General features: G+C 51.5%; 22 protein-coding genes. 14 read left to right on the top strand and 8 right to left on the bottom strand.

The annotated features are described in order from the left end of the window. Nucleotides 1–45: 45 nt before the first annotated feature. The 11 genes from LLF79_RS24525 (at nt 46) to arsC (ending at nt 9,819) form a co-directional block, all read left to right on the top strand. Nucleotides 46–2,058 carry a ParB/RepB/Spo0J family partition protein gene (locus tag LLF79_RS24525; RefSeq protein WP_227880543.1) on the top strand — a complete coding sequence of 671 codons (2,013 nt, stop codon included), beginning with the start codon at nt 46–48 and terminating at the stop codon, nt 2,056–2,058. Nucleotides 2,059–2,095: 37 nt separating this feature from the next. Further along, nucleotides 2,096–2,530, top strand: a complete 435-nt coding sequence (gene psiB / locus LLF79_RS24520) for a conjugation system SOS inhibitor PsiB (protein ID WP_045341775.1) — start codon at nt 2,096–2,098, stop codon at nt 2,528–2,530. After that, a complete protein-coding gene (locus LLF79_RS24515; protein ID WP_013087158.1) occupies nt 2,527–3,258 on the top strand; it encodes a plasmid SOS inhibition protein A in 732 nt (243 codons plus the stop codon). Before psiB ends, LLF79_RS24515 begins: the two co-directional genes overlap by 4 nt. Next, complete coding sequence (locus LLF79_RS24510) at nt 3,255–3,485, top strand: hypothetical protein (protein WP_013087159.1); 231 nt, start codon at nt 3,255–3,257, stop codon at nt 3,483–3,485. The genes LLF79_RS24515 and LLF79_RS24510 overlap by 4 nt, the downstream gene beginning before the upstream one ends. After that, on the top strand, nt 3,482–3,706 hold the full coding sequence (locus LLF79_RS24505) for a hypothetical protein (protein ID WP_013087160.1): 225 nt from the start codon (nt 3,482–3,484) through the stop codon (nt 3,704–3,706). Before LLF79_RS24510 ends, LLF79_RS24505 begins: the two co-directional genes overlap by 4 nt. 221 nt (nt 3,707–3,927) lie before the next feature. After that, a protein-coding gene (locus LLF79_RS24500; RefSeq protein ID WP_102780076.1) for an IS3 family transposase occupies nt 3,928–5,297 on the top strand; the annotation gives its coding sequence in 2 pieces (ribosomal slippage) (nt 3,928–4,417 and nt 4,417–5,297; 1,371 coding nt in all). Nucleotides 5,298–5,514: 217 nt separating this feature from the next. Next, the gene (gene arsR / locus LLF79_RS24495; RefSeq protein WP_012540252.1) at nt 5,515–5,865 is read left to right on the top strand and encodes an As(III)-sensing metalloregulatory transcriptional repressor ArsR; all 351 of its coding nucleotides are present in this window, start codon (nt 5,515–5,517) and stop codon (nt 5,863–5,865) included. 47 nt (nt 5,866–5,912) lie between these two features. After that, the gene (gene arsD, locus LLF79_RS24490; protein WP_012540111.1) at nt 5,913–6,275 is read left to right on the top strand and encodes an arsenite efflux transporter metallochaperone ArsD; all 363 of its coding nucleotides are present in this window, start codon (nt 5,913–5,915) and stop codon (nt 6,273–6,275) included. 17 nt (nt 6,276–6,292) lie between these two features. Continuing rightward, a complete protein-coding gene (arsA, locus tag LLF79_RS24485; RefSeq protein ID WP_013087164.1) occupies nt 6,293–8,044 on the top strand; it encodes an arsenite efflux transporter ATPase subunit ArsA in 1,752 nt (583 codons plus the stop codon). 47 nt (nt 8,045–8,091) lie between these two features. Beyond that, nucleotides 8,092–9,381 carry an arsenite efflux transporter membrane subunit ArsB gene (arsB, locus tag LLF79_RS24480; protein WP_012540054.1) on the top strand — a complete coding sequence of 430 codons (1,290 nt, stop codon included), beginning with the start codon at nt 8,092–8,094 and terminating at the stop codon, nt 9,379–9,381. Between the two features lie 12 nt (nt 9,382–9,393). After that, nucleotides 9,394–9,819: a glutaredoxin-dependent arsenate reductase gene (gene arsC / locus LLF79_RS24475; RefSeq protein ID WP_013087165.1), complete on the top strand. Its 426-nt coding sequence runs from the start codon at nt 9,394–9,396 to the stop codon at nt 9,817–9,819. Between the two features lie 34 nt (nt 9,820–9,853). Here the strand turns inward: arsC and LLF79_RS24470 are convergent, their stop codons facing one another. The 6 genes from LLF79_RS24470 to LLF79_RS24445 all read right to left on the bottom strand — a co-directional run bounded on the left by LLF79_RS24470 (nt 9,854) and on the right by LLF79_RS24445 (nt 14,323). Beyond that, nucleotides 9,854–10,390: a GNAT family N-acetyltransferase gene (locus LLF79_RS24470; RefSeq protein WP_013087166.1), complete on the bottom strand. Its 537-nt coding sequence runs from the start codon at nt 10,388–10,390 to the stop codon at nt 9,854–9,856. A 124-nt stretch (nt 10,391–10,514) separates the two neighbouring features. Then, nucleotides 10,515–12,272 carry an arsenical pump-driving ATPase gene (gene arsA / locus LLF79_RS24465; protein WP_013087167.1) on the bottom strand — a complete coding sequence of 586 codons (1,758 nt, stop codon included), beginning with the start codon at nt 12,270–12,272 and terminating at the stop codon, nt 10,515–10,517. 20 nt (nt 12,273–12,292) lie between these two features. After that, a complete protein-coding gene (locus LLF79_RS24460) occupies nt 12,293–12,655 on the bottom strand; it encodes an arsenic metallochaperone ArsD family protein (protein WP_013087168.1) in 363 nt (120 codons plus the stop codon). A gap of 75 nt (nt 12,656–12,730) precedes the next feature. Next, nucleotides 12,731–13,276 carry a sigma-70 family RNA polymerase sigma factor gene (locus LLF79_RS24455; protein ID WP_013087169.1) on the bottom strand — a complete coding sequence of 182 codons (546 nt, stop codon included), beginning with the start codon at nt 13,274–13,276 and terminating at the stop codon, nt 12,731–12,733. 8 nt (nt 13,277–13,284) lie between these two features. Further along, complete coding sequence (gene arsH / locus LLF79_RS24450) at nt 13,285–13,998, bottom strand: arsenical resistance protein ArsH (RefSeq protein ID WP_013087170.1); 714 nt, start codon at nt 13,996–13,998, stop codon at nt 13,285–13,287. A 1-nt stretch (nt 13,999) separates the two neighbouring features. Continuing rightward, entirely contained in the window at nt 14,000–14,323 is a 324-nt protein-coding gene (locus tag LLF79_RS24445; RefSeq protein ID WP_013087171.1) for a helix-turn-helix transcriptional regulator, read from the bottom strand. A 299-nt stretch (nt 14,324–14,622) separates the two neighbouring features. On the opposite strand from LLF79_RS24445, the gene LLF79_RS24440 reads away from it, so the two are divergent. The 3 genes from LLF79_RS24440 to LLF79_RS24430 all read left to right on the top strand — a co-directional run bounded on the left by LLF79_RS24440 (nt 14,623) and on the right by LLF79_RS24430 (nt 17,121). Beyond that, entirely contained in the window at nt 14,623–14,889 is a 267-nt protein-coding gene (locus LLF79_RS24440) for a DUF1778 domain-containing protein (RefSeq protein WP_012540086.1), read from the top strand. After that, nucleotides 14,877–15,362: a GNAT family N-acetyltransferase gene (locus LLF79_RS24435; protein WP_013087172.1), complete on the top strand. Its 486-nt coding sequence runs from the start codon at nt 14,877–14,879 to the stop codon at nt 15,360–15,362. Before LLF79_RS24440 ends, LLF79_RS24435 begins: the two co-directional genes overlap by 13 nt. A gap of 418 nt (nt 15,363–15,780) precedes the next feature. After that, on the top strand, nt 15,781–17,121 hold the full coding sequence (locus tag LLF79_RS24430; protein WP_000589001.1) for an ISNCY family transposase: 1,341 nt from the start codon (nt 15,781–15,783) through the stop codon (nt 17,119–17,121). Between the two features lie 275 nt (nt 17,122–17,396). Here LLF79_RS24430 and LLF79_RS24425 read toward each other — a convergent pair whose 3' ends face one another. Together LLF79_RS24425 and LLF79_RS24420 are read right to left on the bottom strand one after the other, a co-directional pair. Further along, nucleotides 17,397–18,224 carry a universal stress protein gene (locus tag LLF79_RS24425; RefSeq protein WP_047365775.1) on the bottom strand — a complete coding sequence of 276 codons (828 nt, stop codon included), beginning with the start codon at nt 18,222–18,224 and terminating at the stop codon, nt 17,397–17,399. 18 nt (nt 18,225–18,242) lie between these two features. Then, nucleotides 18,243–19,721, bottom strand: coding sequence for a SulP family inorganic anion transporter (locus tag LLF79_RS24420; protein ID WP_047365777.1), 1,479 nt, complete (start codon nt 19,719–19,721; stop codon nt 18,243–18,245). Nucleotides 19,722–20,203 lie beyond the last annotated feature (482 nt).

Raw genomic sequence — 20,203 nt, 5'->3', positions numbered from 1 at the left:
AATCCGGCCACGGCTAACCACAACTATCACTGAGAGGTAAAAATCATGGTCGCCACCAATACTACGGCAAAAAAACCAGCTAAGACCACCCGTCAGACAAAATCTGCGGAAAAAATCGCGCAGTCTACCGAGCAGAAGCTCGTCCAGTTGCTCGCTGATACGCCCGTGCAAATCTTCCCGTACTCCCGCCTGTCACACACTGACTTAAACACGCGCATCATTCCGCATACCGATCAGGAAGTGGAAGAGATGGCAGACAGTATTCAGGCAATGGGCATCCTCCAGAACCTGATCGGTGCAGAACTGCCGGACGGTATGATCGGCATTGTCGGCGGGGAAGGTCGCCGCAGAGGCACAGGCATTCTGGTGATGCGCGGTGTGCTCGATGCAGACACGCCGTTTGTTCCGGTGAAAGTCCTGCCCGTTGAGATGGCTGTGGCGGCCTCGATGATCGAGAACGGTCGACGTAAAAACATGCATCCCGCCGAGCAGATTATCGGTTTTCGTACCCTTCAGCAGGAAGGTAAAACGGCCTCTCAGATCGGCGCGCTGATGGGCTATCACCCGCGCCACGTTCAGCGCTGCCTGAAGCTGGCGAATCTTGCCCCCTCCCTGCTGGATGCGCTGGCGCGGGATGAAATCTCCCTTGAGCAGTGTGAAGTCCTGACACTTGCTGATACCCATGAGCGTCAGGAGCAGGTCTGGAAAGAGGCTGTTGGACAGTGGCGCGATCCAGCGGTACAGACCCTGCGCAAAATGGTGACTAACGACAAAATGGCCATCAGTCACCCTATGTTTGAGTATGTGGGCGAAGAAGCCTATACCGCCGCTGGCGGTACGCTGACCGCCGATCTGTTCAGCGATAAAGACAGCACCTTTGCCGATGCGGCGCTGGTGAAATCACTGCTGGCTGGCAAGCTCACCGTGCTCGCCGCCCGTATTAAGCAGGAGCAGGGCTGGGGCTGGGCTGAGTTCCGTATGACGGAACTCAGCTTCAGCGGTGAGGACGGTGAACTGTACCGTTTTTCCATGCCGAAAGCTGTCCTGACGGAAGAAGAACAGAAGCGCGTCAGTGAGCTGGAAGAACAAATGGAAGCGACTGAAAGCTACGATGACGAATACGAGCTTCAGCAGGATATCGATGACATTTACTGCGAGGCGCAGTACCGCGAAGCCACGCCGGAATTTCGCGCCGCGCACGGAATCTGGGTGTCATGGGACGGTAGCAATTTTCAGGTTCAGCCTGGTATCCGCAAGCTGACCGACGAAGACCGGGCAGAAGAAGAACAGGCGCGTCAGGAACGTGAAAGCAATGTGATCAGACACACCACGCCTGACATTCCCGCTGACGCCTATCCGGCAACGCTGGTTAAGGCCATGTCTGCAGAGCGCACTCTTGCCGTTCAGGCGGAACTGGCGGGTCGCCCCGACGTATCGGTGGCGCTCCTGACGTGGACGCTGTGTCTTGCGCTCTTTGACCGCACCTATGCCAAGCGCAATGAACCGCTGAAAGCCTCCGTGTCCTCGAATCAGTATCACCTTGCATCACTGGCTCCATCCGGTGAAGAAGGGAAGGCGCTGATGGCGCTCAAAGCGCAGAAAGGGGCGCTTCAGGCAACGCTGCCCGAAAACTGGCATCTCGATTTCACCTGGCTGCTTTCATGGTCAGCGGAGCAGGTGAACACCCTGCTGGGATTCTGTGCAGCGCACGGTATCAACGGTATTCAGGAACGTATGTACAACCATACGCAGAAAAGCGAACTGGACGGGCTGGAAGCGGCGCTGGACTTTGACCTGCGCAAATGGTGGCAGCCGGATGCTGAGAGCTACTTCGGCAAGCTCACCATCCCCCAGATTGGCAAAGCCTACGAAGAAGCCGGACTCAGTGCCCGCGCTGGAGAGATTGTGAAGCTCAAGCGCCGCGATGCGGCGAAGGCCGCCGAGCAGGATCTGAATGCTCAGGGCTGGCTGCCTGACTGGATGGTGCGCACATCACCAGCCGCTGAGGCTGAAGAAGCCACCGAAACCGACGCTCACACCACTGACCACGCTGCTTAATACCGGAGGCCGCCGCCTTCGGGCGGCGGGAACAGACATGACTATGCAATATGACCTGAACCAAATCAACAAACTGACCGCCTCCGACCTGGAGTTTATCCGTCAGCAGGGCGAGGACGCGCGCCGCGCTCTCAGCGATACCGTGACCGGCCTCCTGTCCACACCAGAAGGATGGCGCGTCTGCGCCGAATACCGCAGCGAGTTCGGCGGCTTCTTCCCCGTCCAGTGCCGCTTCAGCGCGGACGGCAGTGATGACTGGCATCTGTGCGTGTGCAGCCCCGGCGAAGTCTCACCGTACTGGCTTCTGGTGCTGCTCTCCTCCGGCGGGGAAGTGGTGTGTACCCTTTACCAGAGCGACACGCTCCAGCCTGACCGGATAAACCCGCTGATCGCGCAGCTGGCAGGTATGCGCCGCTTTAACTGCACTGCCCGCACCGTGGTGAACCTGATGAGCGGAGAGGTGACAGCATGATCCCGTCCTCACACGCGCTCGTTTCCCTGAAGCCAGCCCGTCAGGCTGCAATACAGGCTATCAGCCATGTTGAGTCTGCCCGCGAACGCGGCGCACGACTGCCCGCCATGCCGTATGTGCGTACCTTTCTGCGTCTTCTCACGGGCAGCGGACGTCTCAACGCCACGGTGGCCAATAAAATACCTGGTCTGCACTGGGTGCCAAATAACCGTCATTCGAACCTGAAACAGGTCGAGGAGGCGCTTAACACGATGATCGCCACCAGTGGCGAAGCCTGCCCGCTGCCGCTCACAATTGACGTACAGGCCGAACTGTTTCCTGAGGTCATGCACACCCGCACGGGTCGACGACTGCACAGGTCCGGCATTAAGACCACGCGTCAGATGCGCCGCCAGTCTCGTGAGTACGAACAGCGCTGGAAACTGCGCCAGAACCTGCTGGAGCAGGCGAAAATCGACCTGAATTTTCAGTCACCGGAAACCGTCTGCACCTGGTACACCCGGTGGAGCGACGAGTTTGACGCGGCAGAGCTTGCCGGACCGTTCTGGCGCTGGCAGTCGCGGTTCACGTCGCTGAAGGAACTTGACTGGCTTCGCATCAGCGGTGAGCCACTGTATGCAGTGATGTACGAAATCCCGTTTATCGTGCGGGAGACTCCGGAATCTGTCCGTACTGCTGAGCGCTGGCAGGTACCGAACAAGTTGCGGTACCTGCAGGGGGCAGAATGAGAAATAACCCCTGCAAGACGGAGCTGAAAGTCGCCCGCAGCCAGCGTAACAAGCTCCGTACCATGTCGGCAAAGCTGAAAGAGATGAGCTGCGAGTGGGACGGACTCAGTGGCTGGCTGGAAACCGAAAGCGAGCAGCTGGCTGAGAGTATAGACAGGCATCTTGAGGCGCTCGAAGACCAGATCCGCGAGTGGTCAGAAGGTACGGATAACCGGGAGGGATATTGAGCATTATCAGCCGAAGGTTCGACAAAAAAGAAACGGGTACCGTGTTCCGGCATGCTGAAAGCGGGAAGATCCTGTACCGTCTTGATGCCCGGCTGGAGCGGGATGACTGGGAAACAGTGCAGTCGATGATCAGCCTTGTCTATAACGCCGGCGTGGCCGCCGGAAGCGAACAGCGAGCCGCTGAAATTCGTGAGGCTCTGGGATATTCGGGAACTGGATGACGCTGAAAAACGTTGAGGATTTATACAGTTTTCAGCCTGTTATTCCTGGGCAGATGATCGACAACGGGATATAATGGCGATGGCGCTTGAGGCTTTTTGCCTCATGACGTGAAGGTGGTTTGTTGCCGTGTTGTGTGGCAGAAAGCAGAAAGCCCCGTAGTTAATTTTCATTAACCCATGCACTGCACCCATTTAGTTGGACTCTCAAATTGGAGAGTCCCATGTCCAGACGTAAGTACACCTTTCAACAGCGCCTCGAAGTGGTTATGCACTATTTCGCTACCGATGAAGGCTATCGTTTAACTTCAGCTCGCTTTAACGTTCCCAGAACCCAGGTAAGAATATGGGTTGCAGCCTATGATGCTTATGGAGAAGAAGGTCTGAAGCCCAGGGATAAGGGCGTATCAATCGCTCCCGATATCAGAGTCGAAGCCGTAAAGGCTGTACTGACGGGGCAGATTTCCCAGACGCAGGCTGCAGCGAAATTTAACGTCGCGGGTTCGGCCTCTGTTGGGAAGTGGATGAAGGTCTTCAGCGAACATGGAGAGGAAGGGCTTCGTTCTCTCCGTATTGGCAAAAAAAGGGCACTTCATATGATTGATGATCCTGTTGCGCTTGAGGCAGCACTGGAGCGTTCGAAAGATAAACGTATTCAGGACCTTGAACAAAAAGTCCGCCGCCTGGAATTACGGATACTTTATTTAAAAAAGTTGAAAGCCTTAGTTCGATAAGGGATAAGGTCAGAATTATCGACGAACTGAGGCAGCACTATTCGTTCGAGCAGCTTTTGCAGATAGCTCAGATACCCAGGAGTACGTTTTACTATCACCTGAAAGCACTCCGCTCTCCGGGAAAATACGATGAAGTGAAATGCAGAATCAAAGAGATCTATGATGAGAACCAGGGCCGCTATGGTTATCGGCGGATAGCACTGGCGCTCAGAAGAGAGGGAGGAGCGTTGAACCACAAAGTGGTTCAACGTCTGATGAATGTGCTTCGTCTCAAAGCTGCGATAAGAGTTAAGCGTTACAGTTCATGGCGGGGTGAACATGGGCGCGCTGCTGACAATATCCTGCAACGAAACTTCAAAGCCAGCCGGCCCAATGAAAAATGGGTCACCGATGTCACTGAATTCGCTGTAAATGGCCGGAAACTCTATCTTTCTCCCATCATCGACCTCTTCAATAACGAAGTTATTTCCTACAGTATTTCAGAACGCCCAACCATGCCGATGATTGATGAGATGTTGATTAAGGCATTTGCCAGAATGGATCCAAACAGCAAGCCAGTTCTTCATTCAGATCAGGGCTGGCAGTACCGTCATCGATGGTACCAGTATCAGCTCCGCGATTTTGGCGTCACGCAAAGTATGTCCCGCAAAGGTAACTGCCTGGATAACGCCTGTGCAGAATGCTTTTTCGGGACTTTAAAATCAGAATGCTTTTACCTCGGTAAATTTAAGGATATAGATGAACTTAAGGATGCTATTGAGGATTACATTCGGTACTACAACACCCGGCGAATCAGCCTTAAATTTAACGGTCTCAGCCCAGTTGAATACCGTCTGAAATTCCATCCATTGCGCATTTAATCAGCCGATTTTTAGTTGATGCAGCTTTAAAGAAAGCGTTTAAATATGAGTGATTTGTATGCTCTGAGTTCTTGCGTTTAAGGCTAATTGAGTTAAAGAAAGCGTCTGGTATTCGTGACCATTGCGTCACCGGCCATCAATACATCTGATTTTCCACATGTGTTATTGATTTTAAATTCCCAGAGCGTATCCTGTTACCAAATGAGAAGGAGTACTGATGAAACTAACTACCCTACAACTCTTCAAATACCTCTCCGATGAAACCCGTTTGGGTATCGTGTTGCTGCTCAGGGAGATGGGGGAGCTGTGCGTGTGTGATCTCTGCACTGCATTGGAACAGTCTCAGCCCAAGATCTCCCGCCATCTGGCAATGCTCCGGGAAAGTGGACTATTGCTGGATCGCAAACAGGGCAAGTGGGTTCATTACCGCCTTTCTCCGCAAATTCCTTCCTGGGCTGCTCAAGTAATTGAGCTGGCCTGGTTAAGCCAACAGGACGACGTGCAAGCCATCGCCCGTAAGCTGGCATCAGCAAACTGCTCTGGCAGCGGTAAGGCTGTTTGTATCTAAAAAATTTGCCTTAATATATGTGATTTTTCGAATGTGAGGTATTCAGAATGAAAACGTTAACGGTGTTTGACCCGGCAATGTGCTGCAGTACCGGCGTATGTGGCTCAGATGTCGATCAGGTTCTGGTTGATTTTTCTGCTGATGTGCAGTGGCTGAAAGGACGTGGCGTACAGGTTGAACGTTACAACCTGGCGCAGCAGCCCATGAGTTTTGTTCAGAATGAGAAAGCGAAAGCATTCCTCGAAGCATCTGGTGCAGAAGGGCTTCCGTTACTGCTGTTGGACGGTGAAACGGTGATGGCAGGGCGATACCCAAAACGCGCCGAGCTGGCTCGCTGGTTCGGTATTCCGCTGGAGAAGGTAGGGCTAGCTCCCATCAGTTGCTGTGGTGGTAATACTTCCTGTTGCTGAGTATGTCAGGAGGACATATGAAATTCTTACAGAATATCCCGCCTTACCTGTTTTTTACTGGCAAGGGAGGTGTAGGAAAAACTTCCATTTCCTGCGCGACGGCTATTCGCCTTGCCGAACAGGGTAAGCGGGTTTTGCTTGTCAGTACCGACCCAGCCTCCAATGTCGGTCAGGTATTCGATCAGGCTATCGGTAACACGATTCGCCCTGTGACAGCAGTTCATGGACTTTCCGCACTGGAGATTGATCCGCAGGACGCCGCCCAGCAATACCGCGCCAGAATCGTTGACCCTATTAAAGGTCTTTTGCCTGATGACGTTGTTAACAGCATCAGTGAACAGCTTTCAGGAGCCTGTACCACTGAGATTGCGGCGTTTGATGAGTTCACCGGCTTATTGACAGACGCTTCTCTGCTGACCCGCTTCGATCACATCATTTTTGATACTGCCCCAACGGGCCACACTATTCGCCTTCTTCAGCTTCCCGGAGCCTGGAGCAGCTTCATCGAAAGTAACCCGGATGGTGCTTCCTGTCTTGGCCCAATGGCCGGGCTGGAAAAGCAACGCGAGCAATATGCTCATGCAGTTGAGGCATTATCCGATCCTGAACGTACTCGCCTGGTGCTGGTCGCGCGATTGCAAAAATCCACATTGCAGGAAGTTGCCCGCACTCATGAAGAACTGTCAGCCATTGGCCTTAAAAATCAGTATCTCGTCATTAATCGTGTGCTGCCTAAAGCCGAAGCTGAACATGACGCCCTGGCCGCTGCGATATGGCAACGAGAGCAGGAGGCGCTGGCAAATCTTCCTTCCGGGTTATCTGAGTTGCCGACAGATACCCTATTACTACAGCCAGTCAATATGGTTGGTGTTTCAGCATTGAAGGGACTGCTGGATACCCGTTCTGAGACATTACCACTCCCGGTAACGAACATCCTGTACACGCCTGAAAACTTATCACTCTCTGGCCTGGTCGATGATATCGCTCGCAGTGAACACGGCCTGATTATGCTGATGGGAAAAGGTGGTGTAGGGAAAACCACGATGGCTGCGGCTATAGCCGTCAGGCTGGCAGACATGGGATTTGACGTGCATCTTACGACCTCTGATCCTGCTGCGCACCTGAGTACAACGCTGAACGGCAGCCTCAAAAACCTGCAGGTCAGCCGCATCAACCCTCACGATGAAACCGAACGCTATCGCCAGCATGTTCTTGAGACGAAGGGAAGAGATCTGGACGAAGCAGGGAAACGGCTACTGGAAGAGGATTTACGCTCTCCCTGTACTGAAGAAATAGCCGTGTTTCAGGCCTTTTCCAGGGTGATTCGTGAAGCGGGTAAACGGTTTGTGGTCATGGATACTGCCCCTACGGGACATACGCTGTTGCTGCTGGATGCGACCGGGGCTTACCACCGAGAGATTGCCAAAAAAATGGGGAGTAAAGGTCATTTTACTACCCCAATGATGCAGCTTCAGGATCCGGATAGAACCAAAGTTCTGCTGGTTACGCTTCCTGAAACCACACCGGTGCTGGAAGCGGCAAACCTGCAGGCTGACCTTGAAAGAGCGGGGATTCATCCGTGGGGCTGGATTATCAATAACAGCCTTTCCATTGCGGATACGCGTTCTCCGTTGCTTTGCCAGCGTGCTCGTCAGGAACAGCCTCAGATTGAGGCTGTTAAGAATCAGTACGCTAACCGTATAGCGCTTGTTCCGGTGCTGACGTCAGAGCCAGCTGGTATTGAAAAGCTCAGAGAGTTGATGAGTTAATTTTTTTGCATATACAGGGCGGCAAAGTCGCCCTGTCAGGAGGTTTTATGTTACTGGCAGGCGCTATTTTTGTCCTGACCATTGTTTTGGTTATCTGGCAACCAAAGGGATTAGGGATCGGCTGGAGTGCAATGCTGGGCGCGGGACTGGCTCTGATATCTGGCGTTGTGCATGTGGGGGATATTCCGGTGGTGTGGAATATCGTCTGGAACGCTACGGCGACCTTTATTGCCGTAATTATTATCAGCCTGCTGCTTGATGAATCCGGCTTTTTCGAATGGGCAGCGCTGCACGTTTCCCGATGGGGTAACGGTCGTGGACGTTTGCTCTTTACGTATATCGTTCTGCTCGGTGCGGCGGTGGCGGCACTGTTTGCCAACGATGGTGCGGCACTTATTCTGACGCCGATAGTCATCGCCATGCTGCTGGCATTAGGGTTCAGCAAAGGTACGACACTGGCATTTGTCATGGCAGCCGGTTTTATTGCCGATACGGCCAGCCTGCCGCTTATCGTGTCGAACCTGGTGAATATAGTCTCGGCGGACTTTTTTGGTCTGGGATTCACCGAATATGCGTCGGTGATGGTTCCGGTTGATATTGCCGCTATTATCGCCACGCTGGCGATGCTGCATCTGTTCTTCCGCAAGGATATTCCACCGACTTACGACCTGGCGCTCCTGAAAGCTCCGACAAAAGCAATAAAAGATCCTGCTACGTTCCGCACCGGCTGGATAGTTTTGATTCTTCTGTTGGTAGGTTTTTTCGTCCTCGAGCCGCTCGGGATTCCCGTTAGTGCGATTGCGGCTGTTGGTGCTGTGATCCTGTTTGCGGTAGCTAAACGAGGCCATGCCATTAACACCGGCAAAGTGCTGCGTGGCGCACCCTGGCAAATCGTCATCTTCTCATTGGGGATGTACCTGGTGGTCTACGGTCTGCGCAACGCCGGGCTAACCGAATACCTTTCAGGAGTGCTGAACGTACTGGCGGATAAAGGACTCTGGGCTGCGACGCTGGGTACTGGCTTCCTGACGGCTTTCCTGTCTTCCATCATGAACAACATGCCTACCGTGCTGGTTGGCGCTCTTTCTATCGATGGAAGCACTGCAACTGGCGTTATTAAAGAGGCGATGATCTACGCCAACGTGATTGGCTGCGATCTGGGCCCGAAAATTACACCTATAGGTAGCCTGGCAACGCTGCTCTGGCTGCATGTCCTTTCACAGAAGAATATGACCATCACCTGGGGATACTATTTCCGCACCGGGATCGTCATGACTCTGCCTGTGCTGTTTGTAACGCTGGCAGCGCTGGCGTTACGTCTCTCTTTCACTTTGTAATGAGATACTGATATGAGCAACATCACCATTTATCACAACCCGGCCTGCGGCACGTCGCGTAATACGCTGGAGATGATCCGCAACAGTGGTAATGAACCGACCGTTATTCATTACCTTGAAAATCCACCTTCACGCGATGAGCTGGTCAAACTCATTGCAGATATGGGCATTTCAGTCCGGGCTTTGCTGCGCAAAAACGTCGAGCCTTATGAAGAACTGGGGCTTGCTGAAGATAAGTTTACTGACGGTGAGTTAATCGATTTTATGCTTCAGTATCCGATCCTGATTAACCGTCCGATTGTGGTGACACCGCTGGGAACGCGCCTTTGCCGCCCTTCCGAAGTGGTGCTGGATATTCTTCCGGATGCGCAAAAAGGCGCATTTGCTAAGGAAGACGGCGAGAAAGTCGTTGATGAAACAGGTAAGCGATTGAAATAAAGATAAAGGGGGCAGACGCCCCCTTATTCCTGCCTCAGAGCATAAGATCTGAATCTTCTGGCAGAGTACGATTCCCTTCACCAAGTTTCATTTGCAGCAAAACCGTGTCAAGCCAGCGGCCATGTTTGAAACCAATGTCTTTTAATGTGCCTATTTCAGTAAATCCTGTGCGGATATGAAGCGCAACAGAAGCGACGTTAGCGCTGTCACCTACGACAGCAATCATCTGACGATATCCCTGGGACTCGGCCCATTTTAATGCATGATTGAGCAGTGCTTTTCCGACGCCCTGGCGCTGATAAGTCGGATCAATATATATCGAATTTTCAACTGTAAACCGATAGGCATGGCGTTCGCGGTAACGGGAAATATAACAGTAGCCGATGACCGTATCGCCATGCAGAGCGACATACCAAGGAAATCCCCGAGACTGAATGCTCCTCAGTCGGTTAAGCATTTCCTGCGTATCCGGAGGTTCGGTTTCGAAGCTACCTGTACCATGCAGAACATGGTGAGCATAGATATTGCGTATCGCGGTAATGTGCTGTTCTTCAGCATTAATAATGTGCATCGTGTTACTCCAGTAATGATGCTTTACAAGCTACCGGAATTCGCGACAGAAGGTTAAATACTTAAACTTATAGCCTGTATAAGTAAAAGTTTGACTGCAGGAAATGGGGCCGCAGCCCCATCTTTTAGCCTGCCATTTTTGCCAGCAGAGCTGCACCCACTGGTTCTTCATTCTGCAGCGGTGTTAATGCAATACGCTCTGCAAACTGCTCTGTAACGTCATTTATCAGAGGCAGTTCGCGACTGGCTCGGGTTACGAGGAACGGTGAGGACGGTTTCGCAGCAGCCAGACTGCTATTGATTACCCATGCCCATGGTTCAATTTCAGCACGACGCAAATCCTGCTGCAGGTTTGCTGCTTCCAGTACAGGTGTCGTTTCGGCAAGCGTCACGATAATCACCTTCGTCTTCTCCGGGTCCTGCAATAGCATCATTGGTGTCAACAAATTGTCATGCGTTTGCCCCATCTGGCGCACCATTTCCCGGTGATAGGCTCCTGTTGCATCCAGTAGCAGAAGCGTGTGACCTGTTGGGGCTGTATCCATAATGACAAAATGGTCGTCTGCTTCTTTGATGATCCGAGAGAATGCCTGGAAGACGGCGATCTCTTCAGTGCATGGTGAGCGGAGGTCTTCCTCAAGCACCGCCAGCCCTTCTGCATCTAATCCTTTGCCCTGATTTTCCAGGACAAAGCGGCGATAACGTTCTGTCTCTACCTTCGGGTCGATACGGCTGACCTGAAGATTGGGCAGCGAGCCATCCAGTGTGTAAGACAGATGTGCTGCCGGATCGGATGTAGTCAGGTGGACCTTATGACCACGTTTCGCCAGCGATACCGCGACTGACGCTGCAATGGTCGTTTTACCTACACCGCCTTTACCCATCGTCATGACCAGCCCATTGCCAGTTTGGCTCAGTTCATCAACCAGTGAAGACAGTTTCGGTAAATCCAGAACATTCAACGTGGTATCAGGGAGAGCCGGTGCGGCTTTGCTCTGGGTAAATAGCTCCCGCAGGGCTTCCAGGCCGACCAGGTTAAATGGCTTCAGATACAGCTGCGAGCGGGGAAGATTAGCCAGATTATCAGGCATTGCCTGTAATGCTTTTTCTTCCCGAACCAGAATACTTTGCGCCAGTGGGTCATCCTCACCAGCAAACGGCGGCAGCACACCATTGATGGCAAGGTGTTGATGCTGCAAACCAATAGCAGAAAGCTCATCGTGCGTATGAGAAACCTCTTTCAGCGTTGAAGCCTGAGCTCGGGCAACCAGCACTAAGCGTGTGAGAGCTGCGTCGGACAGCGCTTTAACCGCATCGGAGTACTGGTGCTGTTGTTTCTCAAGCCCTACCAGAGGTCCAAGGTTTGCAGCGGCATCAGGGTTCGCTTCGAGATAACCGCTCCAGGCTCCCGGCAATTCAAGCATGCGGATGGTGTGACCGGTTGGCGCGGTATCAAATACGATATGGTCATATTTTTCCCGCAGCTCATGATTGGTCAGCAGACCAGTAAACTCATCAAACGCAGCGATTTCTGTGGTGCATGAGCCGGAGAGCTGCTCTTCAATACTGCTGACCACATCGGCTGGCATCAGCCCGCGAACCGGGTCGAGCACGCGGTCACGATAAGCCTGTGCTGCAGCCATCGGATCAACTTCCATAGCGGCAAGATTTTCTACGGTACTGATATCTGTGATTCGGTGGCCGATAGTCTGGCTAAATACCTGGCCGACATTGGAAGCCGGATCGGTACTCACCAGAAGCGTTCTCTTACCCTGATCGGCCAGCCATACCGCAGTAGCACATGCCAGGGATGTTTTACCCACACCACCTTTGCCAGTGAAGAAGATGAACGGGGGAATGTCTTTTAAAAATGGAATATTCATCAGTAATAGCTCCTCTGGAATTAAGGCATGCGTGGAATGCTGCAGCAGCGTGGTTGCGTGCTGCCTTCACTCCAGTCCTGAGTAAGCGGAATACCTGCCCAACGGGCGATATCTTCACGAGTTGGCAGTTTGCCTGCCATCACTAGCTTGCCGTCGAGCAAGGTGACAGGAAGGGACTCCATCCCTGATGTGTTCAGAAACTCTTTAATGACAGGCGTATTCAGGAACTGTTGCGGGTTCTTTGCAAGGCTGTAGCGCTGAATATCAACGCCATTTTTTTTCGCCCATTCGGCGCTGGCGTTCCATTTGATGGCTTCGTCGCTGACCACAACGCTACTGGTTGCGCAGCAGCCTGCTGCTTCAAAGATCTCAATATTTGACATGGACTGTTTACCTCAGTGTTTAGTCGATTGGCTTTACACTGAGGTAAACGAAGATGGTGGGAAAAAGATGCGCGATTAATTCATTTTTTTGTGGCAGCAGACGGAAGAAGTGTCATCCGCCTCAATTTGGCAAAGTTCTGTCATCGCTTCTTTCAGGTGCTTTCTGGCCCGAAGTAGTCGAGATTTAAACGCCGTAAGCGTGATTCCCAGTTCATCGGCCAGAGACTGCTGGGGACGCCGGTTAAGGTCGGATTCTTCAATCAACCACCGCTCATCCTCAGGTAATGCCTGTAATGTTTCAGGCAGGCAAATACCCAGCGTTGAGATTGCCTCAGGGGATGCGTCAGTTAATGGGGCATCTTCTTCCAGCTCAACGAAATCCCTGGCGGTGCGGTACTCATCAATCAGCAGGTTCCTCGCAGCCCGGTACAGCCAGGCTCGTGGATTCTCCATCTCACAAAAACTGTCTGAATGAGCGCGGGCACGCAGGAATAGCTCTTGCAGAAGATCTGCTGCTTTTTCGCTATCGCCTGTCTTCGATGTCAGAAATCGAGCGAGTTCGGCTTCATGTTGCCGCCAGAACACGCTCATGCAGTTGTTGAATGCCGTTACATCACTCATACCAGCCCTCAAATTTTGCTCTGATTAACTCGCCGGGAAAGTTCTTCTGCCGACTCTTTTCGTTCGCTGTAGCGATTAACGAGATAGGCTGAGTTACCTCGGGTCAGCAGAGTAAATTTCACCAGTTCTTCCATTACATCTACGATGCGGTCGTAATAAGACGACGGTTTCATTCGTTCATCTTCATCAAACTCCTGCCAGGCTTTTGCCACAGAGGACTGATTCGGGATGGTGATCATCCGCATCCATCGGCCAAGAATACGCATCTGGTTTACGGCATTGAAAGACTGAGAGCCACCGCAGACCTGCATAACGGCCAGCGTCTTACCCTGAGAAGGGCGAACAGCGCCTTCCGAAAGTGGTATCCAGTCAATCTGGGCCTTCATGATGCCGGTCATCGCACCATGGCGTTCAGGTGAACACCAAACCATCCCTTCGGACCAACGAACCAGCTCGCGCAGTTCCATAACTTTAGGATGCGTTTCAGGTGCATCGTCAGGAAGAGGCAAGCCAGATGGATTGAAGATCCGCACCTCTGCGCCCATGGCAGTCAGCAACCTTGCTGCTTCCTCTGTTGCCAGTCGACTGTATGAGCGTTCACGTACAGAGCCATACAGCATCAGGATACGGGGAGGGTGGGGAATTGCAGGTACGTGGAATTTTGCCTCTGTGATGGAGGTATCGAACAGGCCTGCATCAACATTCTTAAGTTCAGTGGGCATATTATTCTCCGACGTCGTTATTGGTATTGTGCAGTCCATCTGCGCCTGTGCAACATTCTTCCGTCAGAAAGGCAATCAGCGCACTAAGTTTTTCATAGCAGGCATGGCAATACAGAGTTCTTCCCTGACGTTCCTGACGAACCAGCGATACTGATATCAGGGATGAAATATGATGACTCAGTGTCGATGCTGGGATCTCAAGTTGCTTCTGTAGATCGCCCACGGGCAGGCCCTGAGGCCCTGCTTTGACCAATTTTTTGTAAATCCCTAGCCTTGTAGCATGCCCAAGTTCTTTCAGCACCGTCGACGCACTGATAAGTTCCATACTCGTTCTCACAATCAATGATTCTATATTTCTAGAATAATGGAAATGTTTTTTTCTTTCAACCTTCAATCTGTCTGGTTGGGGAGTTGTTGAGAGCGGCTAAGTAATCGTTGCGAGCCATCATGTTTGTAGGACTAATGTGTTGGATGGATTAAGCTCTTTCCTTTGTCTAACGCTGCTTTTAGCGCAAAGTGAACTTCAGAACTTCGCATACCAAAGAAGATAAATAATTGTATAACGTTTGCTATACATGAATATTATGCTATCTTTGTAAAGCAAATGCTATACAGAGGTGTCTCATGAAATCAGATGTTCAACTTAATCTTAGAGCAAAGGAATCACAGCGGGCGCTCATTGATGCTGCTGCGGAAATTCTTCACAAATCACGAACAGACTTCATCCTGGAAATGGCCTGTCAGGCCGCTGAGAACGTGATCCTCGATCGCCGGGTCTTTAATTTTAACGATGAACAATATGCCGAATTCATCGACATGCTTGATGCCCCTGTTGCAGATGATCCTGCCATAGATAAACTGCTGGCAAGGAAACCTCAGTGGGACGTGTAACAGTTCCAGAACCTTTATCCAGCTTTCATCAGGTGGCGGAATTCGTTTGCGGTGAAACTGTTCTGGATGACTGGTTAAAGCAGAAAGGCCTCAAAAACCAGGCTCTCGGATCGGCCAGAACGTTTGTAGTGTGTAAAAAAGACACGAAACAAGTAGCCGGTTTTTACTCTCTGGCCACCGGGAGCGTCAACCATACAGAAGCGACAGGCAATCTTCGGCGTAACATGCCCGATCCCATCCCTGTTATTATACTTGCCCGTCTTGCTGTCGATCTCTCTTTCCGCGGAAAAGGGCTTGGCGCTGATTTACTTCATGATGCAGTGCTTCGTTGCTATCGGGTTGCCGAGAATATTGGTGTACGTGCAATCATGGTTCATGCACTCACCGAAGAAGCTAAAAATTTCTACATTCACCATGGTTTCAAACCATCACAAACTCAGCAACGGACATTATTTCTTAAACTCCCTCAATAGAACGCGAAGACTATTACGCTCAAAGCGCCGGGAGCGAGAATCGGATGGTCCGTCTAATGTTAATTCAGTAGAAACGCTTCACGAAAGAAGATGACGAACAGTTATTGATGAGACTGTAAGGCGAAAGGAAAGAAACGGCGGGATGGATAATTCGAGTACGGAATACTCTATTTAGCGTTAGCTGGAAACAAAAAAGAGCCCATGTATTCAATGGACTCTTTCTCTGATGCCTCGGTTAATCTGTCCAACTTTTTGGGGTCAGTACACCCACGAGGCCACCTGTATGCCTAGACAACATCAGGATAGCCTCTTAGATGCCGCAAGGCAAGGAGATGTATGGGTCCTGTTAACACCAAGCTGTAATGTCCCCTTTGAACCATTCTAAAATGTCCCCAGACAATTCTCTGGGGGATTTTTCATGATCAAAGAGACTGTTACGATGAGTCATAAGGAACTCGACCGACTTCACATTATTCAGGAGTCACTTAATCGCCATATTACTCAGGAACAAGCTGCGGCACGCATTGGCATTTCTATTCGGCAGGTTAAACGTCTGGTGCAACGGTATAGAAATGAAGGGCCTTCTGGTCTAGTTTCCCGCCGACGTGGAAAGCGTCCCAATAATTCCTTTTCTACCGAATTCAGAGCAACAGTAATTTCACTCCTCAAAGGCCGCTACGCTGATTTTGGACCTACGCTTGCGTGCGAAAAATTGCGCGAGATACACGGCTTGTGTTTATCCATTGAAACTCTCAGGAAGTGGATGGTAGAGGAGGGCATATGGCGCGAACGTCGTCGTAAGTTTGCCCGAATTTATCAGCGCCGGATGCGGCGCCCATCCTACGGTGAACTCATCCAGATTGATGGCTCGCCTCATGACTGGTTTGAAGGTCGGGGCCCCAAATGCACACTGATAGTCTTTATCGATGATGCTACCAGCGCTCTGATGGCGCTACGATTCGCTCCTGCAGAAACAACCCGGGCTTACATGGAAACCCTCCGGGGTTACCTTAATGATCATGGCGTACCACTGGCTCTCTATTCTGACAGACACAGTATATTCAGAGTAAATAACCCGGAGCGGGAAGGAGAGTTGACTCAGTTCACACGTGCGATAAAGACACTGGGCATCGAGCCAATCCATGCCAACAGCCCGCAGGCAAAAGGGCGGGTAGAGCGTGCCAATCAGACACTGCAGGACAGGCTGGTCAAAGAAATGCGGCTTCAGGGTATCAGTGATATTGAAACAGCAAACGCATGGTTGCCGACCTTTATTGAAGCCTATAACAACCGGTTTGCTACGCCGCCTCGTATTGCTGATAACGCCCATCTTGATGTACACCATTCTGAAGAGGAACTGGGTTATATCTTCAGCCTCCAGGCGAAGCGCGTTCTCTCCAAAAATCTCACTTTCCAGTACAAAAGCAGTGCGTTTCAGATTCGCAGTGAAGGCCGGGGATATCGACTTCGGCATTCGGTTGTCACGGTATGCGAAAGCTTTAACGGTGAAATTAAGGTTCTGTATGATGGGAAAGCGTTGGGATGGGAAAAATATGTTGATGGCCCGGAGCCTATACCACTGGATGATGAAAAAAGTGTCCATGAACGTGTGGATAATGCCCGTTTTGATTTACGCTCAAAATTCTACGTAAAACCTAAAGCTGACCATCCTTGGCTCACGCGCCGCACGCAAAGTAATCAGCAAGTGAAGCCCCCTAAATTACCCAGAAAGAAGGCTGATCCCGATAAAATGGACTGAAACCAGGCGTTATTCAGTTGAGTGCATATCCAGTCATAGGATAGATTCTTACGTAGCGTTTCTGGCGTGCATTTTCGGGTGGTTTGTTACTGTTTTTAACGGGGACACGTCAGAAACGCGCTCAGGCCGTCTGAGCGGTACGCGTAATGCGGCGTTATGGTAAATAGCCTATGCTAATGTCCGCTAAGAGCGAGAAACGGACATTCATGATATTTATCCGTATCCTAGTGACGAAGGGCGAGAGAACTCGCCCTTTTTTATTTAAAAAATCAGTGCTAACGGAGGATCAGAAGCGGTTGCTGCGTCTTTTGCAGCATTTCGGAGGTATGACTACCGATAAAGAACTGCCGCAACCTGGAATGACCGTAGGCCCCCATCACTATCAGATCGACAGCATTTTCCTCGGCGTAACGAATAAGCGCATCCCCGACTGATTGCCCGGTAAGATGTGTTGTGCTGTTTTCTATACCCGCGTCACGTAAAATTTGCTGTGCGGTCAGCAGCTCTTCCTTCTTACCGTTTACCATGACAAGGTGGCACTCCAGCCCCCTGAGTAAGGGACTCATCGTCAGACGTTCCAGGTTTCTCCTGCTTTCTTCACTGCCATCATAAGCCAGCATGACTCTGGAAGGCACTGAGTAGTTCTCCGGAACAACCAGCAGGGGTTTCTTTTGCAGACGAATAACGCTTTCCAGATGAGAGCCTACCGGATGCTGGCTACCCCGACGCCCCAGCACCATGAGACGAAGGTCGCTCAGCTCTGCCAGAACTTCATCCGGTGTACCGTGTTTTTGCATCAAAAGCACATCCGGGCTTCCCTGTTTTTGAAGCAGTTCAGCACAACTTTCCAGTATTGCTTTCCCCTGGGCCATCAGCAGGCGATTACGTTGCCCTTCAATTTCTACCAGCTCATCGGTCAGCAATTGCTGACTGTCTATGCCGAGAGTGCCGGTCAGGTCTGACACTACCGGGGTGCTGTCTTTTTCGATAACGTGCAACAGTGCGAGCTGTGATTGCAAAGTGCGGGCTGCCCACGCCGCATATTCACACACTGACCGCGTTGAAAGTGAACCGTCCACACAGGCTGTAACAGTATTATTCATAGTTTTCCCTCCGGTCTGTTAATGACCGCCCATCAGTTTTTCGACTTCTTCGGGTTTATCTTGAACACCAAACCGGTCAACAATGGTGCGGGTGGCTTCATTCATCCCACGTATCTCAACCCCGGTGCCCTCTCTTCGGAACTTGATGACCACTTTATCCAGTGCGCTGACGGACGTGATGTCCCAGAAATGGGCATGCGAAACGTCTATCACCACATTCTCAATCGCTTCACGGAAATCAAAGTGGCTCGTAAAGCGGTCTGCTGATGCAAAGAATACCTGGCCGGTGACGGTATACGTCCGGCTCGTCCCCTCCAGAACTGAGGTTACACGCATGAACCGGGATACTTTAGTGGCAAAGTTGAGCGAAGCAATCAGTACACCGGTCAGCACACCGAAGGCCAGATTATGTGTTGCCACCACAACCGCGACGGTGGCAAGCATGACCACGCTGGTTGAAAGGGGGTGTGTCCGCAGGTTGGCTATGGAGCGCCAGGAGAATGTCCCGATGGAAACCATAATCATCACCGCGACCAGCGCTGCCATCGGGATTTGGGATACCCAGTCGCGCAGGAACACAATCAGGCAAAGCAGCACCACGCCCGCTGTGAGGGTTGAAAGTCGTCCGCGGCCACCGGATTTTACGTTGATAACGGATTGCCCAATCATCGCGCAACCTGCCATTCCTCCGATAAAGGATGTGCAGATGTTCGCGATGCCCTGAGCTTTGCACTCCCTGTTTTTGTCGCTTGGCGTATCGGTCATGTCATCCACAATAGTGGCGGTCATCATCGACTCAAGCAGCCCCACCACGGCAAGCCCCGCAGAATATGGCAGTATGATGAGCAGCGTCTGGAGATTTAAAGGCACGTCCGGGAGCAGGAAGACCGGCAGGCTGTCGGGAAGTTTCCCCATATCGCCGACGGTTCGCACATCCAGATGCAGCCACATGGCAATGCCGGTCAGCACCACGATGCACACAAGCGGTGAAGGAATGGTTTTGTTGATATAGGGGAAGAGATAAATGATCCCCAGCCCTGCCGCAGTCATGGCATAAACATGCCAGGTCACGTTGGTCAGTTCAGGCAACTGCGCCATAAAAATCAGTATTGCCAGCGCATTAACGAATCCCGTGACCACTGAGCGTGAAACAAAACGCATCAATCCACCGAGCTTCAGGTAACCGGCTATCAGCTGGAATACCCCGGTCAGTATGGAAGCGGCCAGTAAATACTGTAAGCCATGATCTTTCACCAGCGTCACCATCAGCAGCGCCATTGCACCGGTGGATGAAGAAATCATCGCCGGACGCCCGCCAAAGAAGGCCATAACGAGAGGAATACAGAACGCCGAATAGAGGCCCACCTGGGGATCGACACCGGCGATAATGGAAAAGGCGATCGCTTCTGGAATGAGTGCGAGCGCGACAACAATACCAGCCAGAACGTCACCACGGACGTTACCCAGCCAGTCCTTACGCGTCGAGGACAGCAACATAGTAATTTCTCAGTTTTTAGATACAGTCAGCCCCTGAGGGCAGCATTTTTATGTACGGTAAAACACATCCGCAGACGGGATGTTATTGAGTGCGTTCTGAGGTTCGCTCAGTACGACGGAGGAAGGAAAAACTCAGGGTGGCGTAATACGCATAACGGTTGTCAGATTCTCCATAACTAGTATGTATTGCCTGTCTGTTGCCAGGAACAACTGAGAGACATAAGGCCTGAACCCAAATTAGTTCGAGGCCGAGCAATACTATAAACAAATCATCGACAGGGTCAAATTTTTGGTTAGTGGCGGGCTCCAGTTCATTGATTTATGTATTCTGCTTTTGTGGCGTCTGCTTTTGGCACAGGCTGTGTAAAAACTCGGTTTTTTCAGTATCTGAGGACTAACACCAGCAGGGATGCAAGATATTCCTGATATGGGCTGTATTCGCAGTGATTTGTATGTTGAGGCAAAACGAGACTTTGTGGCTT

Source organism: Enterobacter cloacae complex sp. 2021EL-01169 (genome assembly GCF_020733125.1).
Classification (GTDB): domain Bacteria; phylum Pseudomonadota; class Gammaproteobacteria; order Enterobacterales; family Enterobacteriaceae; genus Enterobacter; species Enterobacter roggenkampii.
The sequence above is the reverse complement of the archived record's forward strand: the minus strand, read 5'-3'. Positions and strand labels throughout refer to the sequence as shown.

Bases quoted from the DNA above. Each gene is read 5' to 3' on its own strand.
- LLF79_RS24525 (WP_227880543.1), top strand. From the start codon at position 46: ATGGTCGCCACCAATACTACGGCAAAAAAACCAGCTAAGACCACCCGT.
- psiB (WP_045341775.1), top strand. From the start codon at position 2,096: ATGACTATGCAATATGACCTGAACCAAATCAACAAACTGACCGCCTCC.
- LLF79_RS24515 (WP_013087158.1), top strand. From the start codon at position 2,527: ATGATCCCGTCCTCACACGCGCTCGTTTCCCTGAAGCCAGCCCGTCAG.
- LLF79_RS24510 (WP_013087159.1), top strand. From the start codon at position 3,255: ATGAGAAATAACCCCTGCAAGACGGAGCTGAAAGTCGCCCGCAGCCAG.
- arsR (WP_012540252.1), top strand. From the start codon at position 5,515: ATGAAACTAACTACCCTACAACTCTTCAAATACCTCTCCGATGAAACC.
- arsD (WP_012540111.1), top strand. From the start codon at position 5,913: ATGAAAACGTTAACGGTGTTTGACCCGGCAATGTGCTGCAGTACCGGC.
- arsA (WP_013087164.1), top strand. From the start codon at position 6,293: ATGAAATTCTTACAGAATATCCCGCCTTACCTGTTTTTTACTGGCAAG.
- arsB (WP_012540054.1), top strand. From the start codon at position 8,092: ATGTTACTGGCAGGCGCTATTTTTGTCCTGACCATTGTTTTGGTTATC.
- arsC (WP_013087165.1), top strand. From the start codon at position 9,394: ATGAGCAACATCACCATTTATCACAACCCGGCCTGCGGCACGTCGCGT.
- LLF79_RS24470 (WP_013087166.1), bottom strand. From the start codon at position 10,390: ATGCACATTATTAATGCTGAAGAACAGCACATTACCGCGATACGCAAT.
- arsA (WP_013087167.1), bottom strand. From the start codon at position 12,272: ATGAATATTCCATTTTTAAAAGACATTCCCCCGTTCATCTTCTTCACT.
- LLF79_RS24460 (WP_013087168.1), bottom strand. From the start codon at position 12,655: ATGTCAAATATTGAGATCTTTGAAGCAGCAGGCTGCTGCGCAACCAGT.
- LLF79_RS24455 (WP_013087169.1), bottom strand. From the start codon at position 13,276: ATGAGTGATGTAACGGCATTCAACAACTGCATGAGCGTGTTCTGGCGG.
- arsH (WP_013087170.1), bottom strand. From the start codon at position 13,998: ATGCCCACTGAACTTAAGAATGTTGATGCAGGCCTGTTCGATACCTCC.
- LLF79_RS24445 (WP_013087171.1), bottom strand. From the start codon at position 14,323: ATGGAACTTATCAGTGCGTCGACGGTGCTGAAAGAACTTGGGCATGCT.
- LLF79_RS24440 (WP_012540086.1), top strand. From the start codon at position 14,623: ATGAAATCAGATGTTCAACTTAATCTTAGAGCAAAGGAATCACAGCGG.
- LLF79_RS24430 (WP_000589001.1), top strand. From the start codon at position 15,781: ATGATCAAAGAGACTGTTACGATGAGTCATAAGGAACTCGACCGACTT.
- LLF79_RS24425 (WP_047365775.1), bottom strand. From the start codon at position 18,224: ATGAATAATACTGTTACAGCCTGTGTGGACGGTTCACTTTCAACGCGG.
- LLF79_RS24420 (WP_047365777.1), bottom strand. From the start codon at position 19,721: ATGTTGCTGTCCTCGACGCGTAAGGACTGGCTGGGTAACGTCCGTGGT.